The sequence below is a fragment of the Bradyrhizobium sp. S3.3.6 genome, from assembly GCF_040546905.1.
Lineage (GTDB): Bacteria > Pseudomonadota > Alphaproteobacteria > Rhizobiales > Xanthobacteraceae > Bradyrhizobium > Bradyrhizobium cytisi.
In genome coordinates, this window is record NZ_JBEPOT010000010.1 from 214,036 (window position 1) to 224,846 (window position 10,811).

Annotated in this window: 10 protein-coding genes; 1 reads left to right on the forward strand and 9 read right to left on the reverse strand. The window is 64.5% G+C overall.

The window, feature by feature from the left end; all coding sequences use genetic code 11:
• Positions 1-98 precede the first annotated feature (98 nt).
• Positions 99-872: a ferredoxin--NADP reductase gene (locus ABID59_RS26570; protein ID WP_354085350.1), complete on the reverse strand. Its 774-nt coding sequence runs from the start codon at positions 870-872 to the stop codon at positions 99-101.
• Positions 873-1,032: 160 nt separating this feature from the next.
• Between ABID59_RS26570 and ABID59_RS26575 the strand changes: the two genes are divergently transcribed.
• Positions 1,033-2,229, forward strand: a complete 1,197-nt coding sequence (locus ABID59_RS26575; RefSeq protein ID WP_354085351.1) for an amidohydrolase family protein — start codon at positions 1,033-1,035, stop codon at positions 2,227-2,229.
• Positions 2,230-2,348: 119 nt separating this feature from the next.
• On the opposite strand, the gene ABID59_RS26580 is transcribed toward ABID59_RS26575, so the two are convergent.
• The 8 genes from ABID59_RS26580 to ABID59_RS26615 all read right to left on the reverse strand — a co-directional run bounded on the left by ABID59_RS26580 (position 2,349) and on the right by ABID59_RS26615 (position 10,604).
• Positions 2,349-2,804: a MarR family winged helix-turn-helix transcriptional regulator gene (locus tag ABID59_RS26580; protein ID WP_354033903.1), complete on the reverse strand. Its 456-nt coding sequence runs from the start codon at positions 2,802-2,804 to the stop codon at positions 2,349-2,351.
• A 14-nt stretch (positions 2,805-2,818) separates the two neighbouring features.
• A complete protein-coding gene (locus ABID59_RS26585; RefSeq protein WP_148771386.1) occupies positions 2,819-3,523 on the reverse strand; it encodes an ABC transporter ATP-binding protein in 705 nt (234 codons plus the stop codon).
• The gene (locus ABID59_RS26590) at positions 3,520-4,311 is read right to left on the reverse strand and encodes an ABC transporter ATP-binding protein (protein ID WP_354085352.1); all 792 of its coding nucleotides are present in this window, start codon (positions 4,309-4,311) and stop codon (positions 3,520-3,522) included. The genes ABID59_RS26585 and ABID59_RS26590 overlap by 4 nt, the downstream gene beginning before the upstream one ends.
• Positions 4,308-6,197 carry an ABC transporter permease gene (locus tag ABID59_RS26595; protein ID WP_354085407.1) on the reverse strand — a complete coding sequence of 630 codons (1,890 nt, stop codon included), beginning with the start codon at positions 6,195-6,197 and terminating at the stop codon, positions 4,308-4,310. The genes ABID59_RS26590 and ABID59_RS26595 overlap by 4 nt, the downstream gene beginning before the upstream one ends.
• 176 nt (positions 6,198-6,373) lie before the next feature.
• Positions 6,374-7,576: an ABC transporter substrate-binding protein gene (locus ABID59_RS26600; RefSeq protein WP_354085353.1), complete on the reverse strand. Its 1,203-nt coding sequence runs from the start codon at positions 7,574-7,576 to the stop codon at positions 6,374-6,376.
• Between the two features lie 77 nt (positions 7,577-7,653).
• Positions 7,654-8,238: an amino acid synthesis family protein gene (locus ABID59_RS26605; RefSeq protein ID WP_354085354.1), complete on the reverse strand. Its 585-nt coding sequence runs from the start codon at positions 8,236-8,238 to the stop codon at positions 7,654-7,656.
• Between the two features lie 15 nt (positions 8,239-8,253).
• The gene (locus ABID59_RS26610; RefSeq protein ID WP_354085355.1) at positions 8,254-9,150 is read right to left on the reverse strand and encodes a UPF0280 family protein; all 897 of its coding nucleotides are present in this window, start codon (positions 9,148-9,150) and stop codon (positions 8,254-8,256) included.
• Entirely contained in the window at positions 9,147-10,604 is a 1,458-nt protein-coding gene (locus ABID59_RS26615; RefSeq protein WP_354085356.1) for a 6-hydroxynicotinate reductase, read from the reverse strand. The genes ABID59_RS26610 and ABID59_RS26615 overlap by 4 nt, the downstream gene beginning before the upstream one ends.
• Positions 10,605-10,811 lie beyond the last annotated feature (207 nt).

Sequence of the window (10,811 nt, forward strand, 5' to 3'; positions counted from 1 at the left end):
TCCGCTGATTCGCTCCCACAGTGTATCGCGCGCCGAATCGGCGCCGCAACGCCCGTGCGGCGGCGAAAATGCGGTCTTATTGCGCGAAACTTCCGCGTCTAGCGCTCAGCGAAGGCCTTTTCGACCACGAACTGGGCCGGCTCACCGTGGTTACCTTCGGCGAATCCGCGCTCGCCGAGCAGCATGCGGGTGTCGGCGACCAGCGCCGGGCTGCCGCAGATCATGACGCGGTCATGGGCGGCCTCAAGCCCCGGCAGGCCGATATCGGCAAACAGCTTGCCCGAGGTGATAAGATCGGTGATGCGGCCGCGGTTGCGGAAGGGATCGCGCGTCACGGTCGGGTAGTAGATAAGCTGGTTCTGGATGTACTCGCCGAGCATCTCGTCCTTCGGCAGGTGCTCGGTGATCATCTCGCCATAGGCGAGCTCCTTGACGTGGCGGCAGCCGTGCAGCAGCACGACCTTCTCGAACCGCTCGTAGGTCTCGGGATCCTTGATCACGCTAAGGAACGGCGCAAGACCCGTGCCTGTGCCGATGAGATAGAGATTGCGGCCCTCTTCGAGATTGTCGATGACAAGCGTGCCGGTCGCCTTGCGGCTGACGATGATCTCGTCGCCTTCCTTCAAGTGCTGGAGCCGCGAGGTCAGCGGGCCGTCCACCACCTTGATCGAGAAGAATTCGAGGGTGTCCTCGTAATTGGCGCTGGCGACGCTGTAGGCCCGCAGCAGCGGCTTCTCGCCGACCTTGAGCCCGATCATGGTGAACTCGCCGTTGCGGAAACGGAAGGTCGGGCTGCGGGTGGTCTTGAAGGAGAACAGCGTGTCGGTCCAGTGATGGACGCTCAAAACGCTTTCCTGATTGAAATTGCTCATCTCACCTTCCCTGTCGCTTCCAATGCGGTTTTTCGAGGCCGGTCAGCTATGCGTCATTAGTACACAATCATTCGTACACAAATGAATAATCCGACTTGATCCCGCGGTCAAGGCTGCCCAAGATCGAAAGCGTTGCAGTTAGGAATAAGGAGCCCCTTCCATGGCGCATGACGCACCCCAGGCCACCGGACCCTCGAAGCTCGTGATCCGAAATATCGGCCTGATCCTGTCCGGCGCGATGGAAAAGCCGATCCTGGACGGCGACACCATCGTCGCCGAGAACGGCAAGATCACCGCGATCGGCCGTTTCAAGGACCTCAACACGGACGATGCGACCACCATCGTCGAGGCCAACGGCACCACGGTGGCGCCGGGCCTGATTGACAGCCACGTCCACCCCGTCGCGGGCGACTGGACGCCGCGGCAGAACCAGATCGGCTGGATCGACAGCAACCTGCATGGCGGCGTCACCACGATGATTTCCGCCGGCGAGGTTCACATGCCCGGTCGCCCGCGCGACGTCGTCGGGCTGAAGGCGATGGCGATCTTCGCCCAGCGCGCATTCTGGAATCTGCGGCCCGGCGGCGTGAAGGTTCACGCCGGTGCCCCCGTGATCGAATGCGAGATGGTCGAGGAGGATTTCAAGGAGCTGGCCGCGGCCGGCGTCAAGCTGCTCGGCGAAGTTGGCCTTGGCGGCGTCAAGGACGGTCCGACCGCGCGAAAGATGGTTGGCTGGGCGCGCAAATACGGCATCCAGAGCACCATCCACACCGGCGGCCCCTCGATCCCCGGCTCCGGCCTGATCGACAAGGACGTGGTGCTGGAGGCCGACACCGACGTGGTCGGCCATATCAACGGCGGCCACACCGCACTCCCCGACGATCAGATCCGCTGCATCTGTGAAGGCTGCAAGCGCGGCCTCGAGCTCGTGCACAACGGCAACGAGCGCTCGGCGCTATTCACGCTGCGCATTGCGCGCGAGATGGGCGATCTGCATCGCGTCGTCCTCGGCACCGACGCGCCGGCCGGCTCCGGCGTGCAGCCGCTCGGCATTCTACGCATGGTCTCGATGCTGTCCTCGCTCGGCGATCTGCCGGCCGAGATCGCGTTTTGCCTGGCCACCGGCAACACCGCGCGGATGCGGCAGCTCGATTGCGGCCTGATCGAGGTCGGCCGCTCCGCCGATTTCGTCATCATGGACAAGGCGCAGCACTCGCCCGGCAAGACCATTCTGGAGAGCGTCCAGCTCGGCGACCTCCCCGGCATCGGCATGACCATCATCGATGGCATCGTGCGCACGCAACGCAGCCGCAACACGCCGCCGGCGGGGAGAGTGCCGGAGGTGGTGGCGAAGTAGGCTGGCGAGACGGTGCAGTAGGGTGGGCAAAGCGAAGCGTGCCCACCACCGCGCCTGCAAAGCGATGAAGGATGGTGGGCACGGCGCTTTGCGCCTTTGCCCACCCTACGAGACTGGCTTCACCTCAGCTTATTGAGAAGCCCCATCAGCAGCTCGCGCTCTTTCGCGTCCAGCGGCGCCAGCGTCTCGCGGGTGATCGCAATCGCATTCGGCGCTAGCTTTTCCGCAAGCTGCTGACCGGCGCGCGTCAGGCTCACAAGCAGGCGCCGCCCATCCTCGGGATCCTGGCTCGTCTCGGTCAAGCCGCGGACCGTGAGGCGATCGATCACGCCCTTGATGGTCGCGACGTCCATCGCCGTGAGCCGTCCGAGCTGGTTCTGCGAGCACGGCCCGGTCTCGGCGAGCTTTGACAGCGCCGCCCATTGCGTCGGCGTCAGATTGGTGCCGATGTCGCGGGAGAAAATCGAGCTGTGGCGCTGCCAGACCTGGCGCAGGATGAAGCCGACCTGTTCGTCGAGCACGTAAGGCGGCTTGCCCTGCTTCAGGCTCTTCTTTGCCGTAACGCTTCTCGCCATCCGCTCCCCGCCTCTCACAACGACAGATGCGCGTCGCGGATATCCGGACGCGCATCGAGCTCGGCCATGGTCCCGCCAAAGCAGATGCGGCCGCGCTCGATGATATAGGCGCGATCGGAAATCAACCGCGCAAAGTGCAAATTCTGCTCGGAGACGACGATGCTGACGCCCTCCTTCTTCATGGTCAGGATGGCATCGACCATCTGCTCCACGATTTTCGGCGACAGGCCTTCCGAGGGCTCGTCCAGCAGCACCAGCGACGGATTGCCCATCAGCGTGCGTGCGATCGTCAGCATCTGCTGCTCGCCACCGCTCATGCGGCCACCGGGACGCCCCTTCATCTCGCCGAGATTCGGAAACAGCGTGAACAGCTTTTCGCGGGTCCAGTACGGCGCATTCGGGCGCTTCGGCTGGCGACCGACTTCGAGATTCTCTTCCACCGTCAGATCGGTGAAGATGCGCCGCTCTTCCGGCACATAGCCGAGGCCTTCGCGCACGATCTCATGCGTCGGGCGTGCCGAGACGTCCTTGCCCTCGAACGTGATTCGGCCGGTTCGTTGCGCGACGAGGCCGACGATCGAGCGGAACGTGGTCGACTTGCCGGCGCCGTTGCGCCCGAGCAGCGCCACCACCTCGCCCTCGCCGACCTCGAAACCGATGTCGAACAGGATATGCGCCGGGCCGTAATGGCTGTTGAGATCCTGCACCGTGAGCTTCATGCGGAAGCTCCCTCGCGATGCCCGCTCTCGTAAAGCAGGCCCTCGCCGAGATAGATCGCCTGCACTTGCGGATTGCCCCGCACCTCGGCCGGCGAGCCTTCGGCGATCAACGTCCCTCGATTCAGCACGATGATGCGGTCGGCATGCTCGAACACCACGTCCATGTCGTGCTCGGTGAAGAGCACGCCGATCGATTTTTCCCCCGCGATTTGAGCCGTGAGCCGCATCAGCTCGACGCGCTCGCGCGGCGCCATGCCGGCGGTCGGCTCGTCCATCAAGAGCAGTTTCGGCTGGTTGGCGAGCGCGACCGCGAGCTCGAGCCGCTTGAGGTCACCATAGGCAAGCTCGCCGCAGGGTCGATCCGCGTAACCACTCATGCCGACGAGCTCGAGCAGCCGTCCGGCCTCGCCGCGATCGAGATTCGGCGCCGAGCCCCAGAGATTGAACAGCTGCTTGCTGTGCGAGATCAGCGCGACCTGGACGTTCTCGCGTACGGTCATGGTGGCGAAAGTGGCCGTGATCTGGAAGGTGCGTCCAACGCCCATGCGCCAGATCTCGCGCGGCCTCTTGCCGGTGGTTTCCTCGCCGAGCAGGCGGACATGGCCGGTATCAGGCTTGTTCTGGCCGTTGAGCATATCGAAGCAGGTGCTCTTGCCCGCACCGTTCGGGCCGATCAACGCCAGAATTTCGCCGGCACGCAGAGAGAACGAGACGCCGCGCACGGCGTGGATGCCGCCGTAGGATTTGGTCAGGCCTTCGACCGCGAGAAGTGGGGGTGCGGCGCTCATTCGGTGGACTCGATCGGCTTGGCCAACAGGGAAGATCCCGGCGGCGATGACTTCCTGCGCCGCTGCGCCAGCAGCTCCAGCATGCCGACAATGCCCTTGGGGAAGACGACGACGATCAGCACAATGAAGCCGCCGAGCACCAGTTTTGACAGATCGGTCTGGCTCACCAGCCAGATGTTCAGCGCCTTGTAGACGATGGCGCCGATCACCCCGCCCGACACCGTCTCGACGCCGCCGAGCAGCACCATGACCAGCGCATCGACCGAGAGCGAGATGCCGAGATTATCCGGGAAGACGCTGCCCTTGAGGTAGGCGAACAGCGCGCCGCCGATGCCGGCGGTGGTGCCCGCAATCACGAACGCGGTCCACTGGATGCGCTTGGCGTTGATGCCGACCGCCTCGCTGCGCAGCACCGAGTCGCGCGTGGCGCGGAGCGCATAGCCGAACGGCGAGAACACCGCGATCCGGAGCGCAATGGTCACGAGCGCCGCGACACCGAGTGCCAGCCAGTAGAAATGCGACGGGCTCGCCGCCCATTTCTCCGGCCAGATGCTCAAAATACCGTTGTCGCCGCCGGTCACACTCACCCACTGGAACGCGATCGACCACACGATCTGTGCAAAGGCGAGTGTCAGCATGGCGAAATAGACGCCGGAGAGCTGCACCGCGAAGAAGCCGAATACCGCGGCGCCCATGCAGCCGAGCAGCGGTCCGAGCAAGAGACAGACGATCATCGGCAGCCCCGCCATCTTGGCGAGGAAGGCGACGCCATAGGCGCCGAGGCCGAAATAGGCCGCATGGCCAAACGACGCAAGCCCGCCGACCGACATCAGGAAGTGCAGGCTGACGGCGAAGATCACGAAGATCGCGATCTCGGAGCCGACGGTGAGTGCGTAATTGCCGGCGAACAGCGGCAACGTCGCCGCGATGACGAGGGCTGCGAGCGCCGCCAACCGCTCGTTCGACGTCAGCGGCCGCCAGGGATTGACGGTGAGACCCGGCGTCTTGCGCGCAGCCGCCTCCGGCTTGCCGAACAGGCCCCACGGACGGACGATCAGCACCACCGCCATCACCAGGAAGACCAGGATGATCGAGATCTTCGGGAAGATGAGGATGCCGAAGGCGTTCAGCTCGGACACGAGCACGGCCGCAACGAAGGCGCCGATGATGCTGCCGAGCCCACCGATCACGACCACGACGAAGACCTCGACGATGATGCGTAAATCCATGGCGTGATGCACGGCATCGCGCGGGATCTGGAGGGCGCCGCCCAACGCAGCCAGGAAGACGCCGACCGCGAACACTGAGGTGAACAGCCATTTCTGGTTGACGCCGAGCGCTGCGACCATGTCGCGGTCCTGCGTCGCCGCGCGCACCAGCACGCCCCAGCGCGTGCGCTGGAACAGCAGCCAGAGGATGCCGAGCACGACCGGCCCGAGCGCGATCAGGAACAGATCATAGCTCGGGATGTTCTGGCCGAAGAAATCGACCGCGCCCTTGAAGCCCGGCGCGCGGCGGCCGACGAGATCGTCGGGGCCCCAGATCAGCACCACGAGATCCTCGACCATCAGGGTCAGGCCAAAGGTACCGAGGAGCTGGAACAGTTCGGGCGCATGATAGATCCGCCGGAGCAGCACCATCTCGACGAGGACGCCGATCAGCGCCACGGCGAGCGCCGCCACGAGCACGCCGCCCCAGAAGCCGAACGCGCCTGAGAAGCGCTCGGTCAGCGTGAAAGCGATGTAGGCGCCGATCATGTAAAAGGCGCCATGCGCGAAATTCACGATCCGCGTCACGCCAAAAATGATCGACAGGCCCGAGGCCACCAGGAACAGCGACGCTGCGCTGGCGAGACCGGTCAGAAACTGTACGACATAAAAGGCCATCGGCGGTCCGGGTTGGTGTTGCATCACCTCTCCCCGCTTGCGGGGAGAGGTCGAATTTGCGCAACGCGCAAATTCGGGTGAGGGGGAGTCTCCGCGAACTCGACGGTCACCTCCCTCGCGGAGGCTCCCCCTCACCCCGACCCTCTCCCCGCAAGCGGGGCGAGGGAGAAGGGGGATCAATCCTTCGGCCGCAGCTTCTCGACTTCGGCATCACCAGGCAGATAGTCCGAGCCCTTCTTGTAGGAGAAGTCGACCATCACGCCCTTGCCGTCCTTCTGCGCGGTCTTGCCGACGAAGGCGCCGAGGGTCGACTGGTGGTCGATCTTGCGGAAGATGATCTCACCGAACGGCGACGGCATCGAAAGACCTTCGGCCGCTGCGATCATCTTGTCGGTATCGGTCGAGCCGGCCTTGGCCAGGATGGCGGCAGCCGCCTTGATGGTCTGGTAGCCCACGATCGAGCCGAGGCGCGGATAGTCGTTGTACTTGGTCTGGTAGGCCTTCAGGAACGCGTCATGCTCGGGCGTCTTGATCGAGTACCAAGGATAGCCGGTGACGATCCAGCCCTCGGGCGTCTCCTCCTTCAGCGGGTCGAGATATTCGGGCTCGCCGGTCAGGAACGACACGACCTCGCGTCCCTTGAAGAGCCCGCGGGTGTTGCCTTCACGGACGAGCTTGACGAGGTCGGGGCCGAAAGTGACGTTGAGGATGGCTTCCGGATTGGCCTGCGCCACCGCCTGCACCACCGGGCCGGCGTCGATCTTGCCCTGCGGCGGCCACTGCTCGTCGACCCACTGGATATCGGGGCGCTTCTCCGACATCAGCTTCTTAAACACCGCCACCGCCGACTGGCCGTATTCGTAGTTCGGCGCGATCGTCGCCCAGCGCTTGGCCGGCAGCTTGCTGGCGGCTTCCACCAGCATCGCGGCCTGCATGTAGTTGGAGGGACGCAGGCGGAAGGTGTACTTGTTGCCCTTTGCCCAGGTCACGGCGTCCGTCAGCGGCTCGGCCGCGAGGAAGAACACCTTCTTCTGGTTGGCGAAGTCGCTGACCGCGAGGCCGATGTTTGACAGGAACGTGCCCGTCAGCATCGCGACGCCCTCGCTGGAGACGAGCTCGTTGGCCGCGGTCTGCGCATCGGCCGGCTTGCCGCCGTCGTCCTTGGAGATGACGACAAGCTTCTTGCCGTTGATGCCGCCGGCCGCGTTGATCTCTTCGACGGCGAGCTGCCAGCCCTTGCGATAGGGCTCGGTGAAGGACGGCAGCAGCGAGTAGCTGTTGATTTCGCCGATCTTGATGTCCTGCGCCAGGGCCGAATGACCCATGCCGGCAGCCAGAAGCGCAAAGGCCGCGCCGACGAAATAATTTGTTGCTCGCATCCCAACCTCCAGTTTTGAACTTTATCTCTCGACCACGATCATGCCGGAGAAGCTGTGCCCGCCACTCCGAACCGTCCTCATTTCAAACCGTCTTCGCCCTTGATCTCCGCAACGGTCAGCCCGCCGACGCGCGGCAGCGGACGGCCGCTGTCGGTGACGGCGACCGCGACCATGATCTCGTTGGCGCGCGGCGCGTCGTTGATCTGCACTTCCATGCCGTCGAAATGACTGCGCACGAAGGCCGCATCCTTGTGGCCGAGCGGAATATCGAGCGTCGTGCCGGGACCGCTGCGCTTCTTCGACGACGGAATCAGCGCCGCGCCCTTGCTCAGCACTTTGCGCACCGGCGCGCCCATCTTGGGGTGGAGAATCGCGGCGGCGTGCTCCAGCTCGCCGTTTTCGCCGACAGCCGCGGCCTTGCCGTAGCTCTGCGCGTTCGCACCATCGATGCCGAGTGCGGCGACCGCGCGTTTCGCCAGGAGCTCGCCGAGCTCCTCGCCGATCGCGATCAGCGGCGACAGGTCCTCGACATATTTTCCGGCAAAGGGATTTTCGATCACGGCAATCGCCGCGGCGCGCCGGGTCGGCGGCGAAACCTGGCGGCCCATCTCCATCTGCGTCTCTTCGACGACGGTGACGATCTTGCGGATGATCGCGCTCATGCTTCGCTTCCCTGTTCAGGCACAGTCCGCGTTCTCCAGCGCAAGCGGACGCGGTCGCTGCTCTTCTATATCCCTGGTTCCGATGACAAGCATATCACCACAAAGCCGCAGCACGGCACCCTCGATCAGTCCGCGATCGAATAACTGCCGTGCACATTCCGCGCCAGATTCGAGCGCGGTTACGATCTCGCTCTGCGACAATTCACCGACCGCACGGCTAACGAGACGCGCACCGAGATCGCTGTCGGGCTGAAGCTCGTTTGCGGGTTGCCGGACGATGGCGGGGTGCCCCGGCAGATCGACGGCATTTGCGATAACCGTCGCAGCCGCGTCGGCTTGCGACGCCGTCGCCGCCAGCACCGTCACCGCATCGGCGATGCCGAGTGAAAAGCTGCGGCCGTGGCGGCCGCTGGTCGCGATACCGCGCACCGGATCATCCGCATCAACCCTGATGGTGCGCATCACCCCGTCGCGGTCCGGCCGATCCATCAGCCCGACCGAAAAATGCTCGCCCCGCCCGAGATGCAGCGCGATATCGCCGCCATTGTTGACGTAGACCCGGTCGAGCGACGCAGCGTCCAGCATCGCGCCGAGAATCTCTTCGGCCACGCTGCCTGCCACCGCAGCCATCGGCGTGATGAAACAATCGGCGGCATGAGGCGCGACAGCGGCGTGCATCCGACGCGCCACCACGCCCTTCAGCGAGGTCAGCTTCTCGGCGCCAGCCCTCAGTTCCGGCAATTCCGCACAGAGCTCGTCGAGCAGACCGGTGAGGCGGCGCACTGCGGCCTCATAAGCCGCGCGCACCTCGTGCTCGCGCCCCCTCGCTTCGACGATCAGATCAATCGGTCCATCCTGCAAATGCAGCCGCCGGCCATCAGACAGCAATGCGATTTGCGGGAGCCGTGTCATGCCCGCCGTCCCGGGATCGGGTTCTGCCAGGCCAGCTGACGGACATCCTCACCGCCCCTCACCTCGGACAGCGGCTTCACATAGTCCATGTGCCCGCCGAGCGCGGCATAGTCGGTCAATTTCATCGTGAACTCGATCGGCGCCACCACCGCCGGCGTCGGCACATAGCCGAACGCGCCTGACGGCATTTGCGTCACATCGACCATGTAGGTGATGCCGCCGCCCGGCCAGACATAGACCGCCGCGCCGCCGCTGGTGACACGCGTCAACGCGTCCTTCACCGAGCGCGTCAGCCGCACCGGATTGTCGGTGACGCCGGCGCGCAACGACCCCCCCGCGCCGGCCATGAACAGCACGGTGCACAGCGCGGGCTCGCAATTCTCCTGGATGCGCTCGACCGAGAATTTCAGGTCATCAGGCATCTCCGTTTCGACCGGCTTCAAGGTTTCGTCGAGCACGTAGTAAGAGGAATGCTCGCCGGTCGTGGAGACCATCAGCATCGAGAGGCCGGGCTTGGCCTCCTTCGCATCGAACGGGCCGAGAATCGCCAGCGGATCGGAGATGTCAGTGCCGCCCCAGCCGGTGCCGGGATCGGCGACCTGGAAATAGCGGCCGGGCGTCGAGCGCCGGCCCTTCATCTTGATGCCGGTATCGGCGATGTCGAGCAGCTTGCCGGCCTGGTGCTCGCTGAGCACGCCGGTGATGTGGTCATCGACCACGACGACTTCATCGACCTTGCCGTGCCATTGCTTGGCGAACATGCCGATCGTCGCTGAGCCGCAGCCGACACGCATGCGCTCTTCTTTCACGCCATTGACGATCGGGGGCCGGCCGGCCTGCACCACCACGCTCGCGCCACCGTCGATGGTGAGCTCCACCGCCTTGCAATTGGCGAGGTCCATCAACGTGTCGCAGGTGACGCGGCCCTCCTTCTTGGAGCCGCCGGTGAGATGATGCACGCCGCCGAGCGACAGCATCTGCGAGCCGTATTCGCTGGTTGTGACGTGACCTATCGCCTCGCCCTGCGCGCGCACGGTTGCGGTTTCCGGGCCGAGATAGCGATCGGTGTCGATCTTCACCTTGATGCCGCAATAGGAGAAGATGCCCTCGGTGACCACGGTCACCATGTCGACGCCGTCGATCTCGGAGGAGACGATGAACGGCGCTGGCTTGTAATCGGGATAGGTCGTGCCCGCGCCGATCGCGGTCACGAAGGTGGAGGGCTCATGGACGATCTTGCCGTCCCAGTCTTCGGTGCGGCTGAACGGCACGAGCTTGCCGCCCTGCGAAACCGTGCGTTCGAGGATGATGTGCGGATCGACGCGGACAAGCTTGCCGTCGTGATTGGCATAGCGGTCGCAAGCGCCCGCCGCGCCCGGCTTGATGTAGCACATCACTGGACAGGCATCGCAGCGGATCTTGTCGATGGCAGCGCTCGTTGTTTCCATCACCATGTCAAAGCCAGCGGCGGTTATCATTCGTATACGAACGATGTTGCGCGCGGTCCTGAGTGCTGTCAAGCGGCGCCGCGAAGGAAAACGAGCGCCTGCCGAATAAAACCTCATTTGCCTCCCTGCCTTGTCCACAAAGCGGGCAGCTGCGCTGCACTGCGGCATGGCCGCTTGCACGTTTGTGTACAAACGGTATCGTCGCGACGTACA

Coding starts and splice junctions, on each gene's coding strand:
- ABID59_RS26570 (WP_354085350.1), bottom strand. CDS start 872: ATGAGCAATTTCAATCAGGAAAGCGTTTTGAGCGTCCATCACTGGACC.
- ABID59_RS26575 (WP_354085351.1), top strand. CDS start 1,033: ATGGCGCATGACGCACCCCAGGCCACCGGACCCTCGAAGCTCGTGATC.
- ABID59_RS26580 (WP_354033903.1), bottom strand. CDS start 2,804: ATGGCGAGAAGCGTTACGGCAAAGAAGAGCCTGAAGCAGGGCAAGCCG.
- ABID59_RS26585 (WP_148771386.1), bottom strand. CDS start 3,523: ATGAAGCTCACGGTGCAGGATCTCAACAGCCATTACGGCCCGGCGCAT.
- ABID59_RS26590 (WP_354085352.1), bottom strand. CDS start 4,311: ATGAGCGCCGCACCCCCACTTCTCGCGGTCGAAGGCCTGACCAAATCC.
- ABID59_RS26595 (WP_354085407.1), bottom strand. CDS start 6,197: ATGGCCTTTTATGTCGTACAGTTTCTGACCGGTCTCGCCAGCGCAGCG.
- ABID59_RS26600 (WP_354085353.1), bottom strand. CDS start 7,576: ATGCGAGCAACAAATTATTTCGTCGGCGCGGCCTTTGCGCTTCTGGCT.
- ABID59_RS26605 (WP_354085354.1), bottom strand. CDS start 8,238: ATGAGCGCGATCATCCGCAAGATCGTCACCGTCGTCGAAGAGACGCAG.
- ABID59_RS26610 (WP_354085355.1), bottom strand. CDS start 9,150: ATGACACGGCTCCCGCAAATCGCATTGCTGTCTGATGGCCGGCGGCTG.
- ABID59_RS26615 (WP_354085356.1), bottom strand. CDS start 10,604: ATGGTGATGGAAACAACGAGCGCTGCCATCGACAAGATCCGCTGCGAT.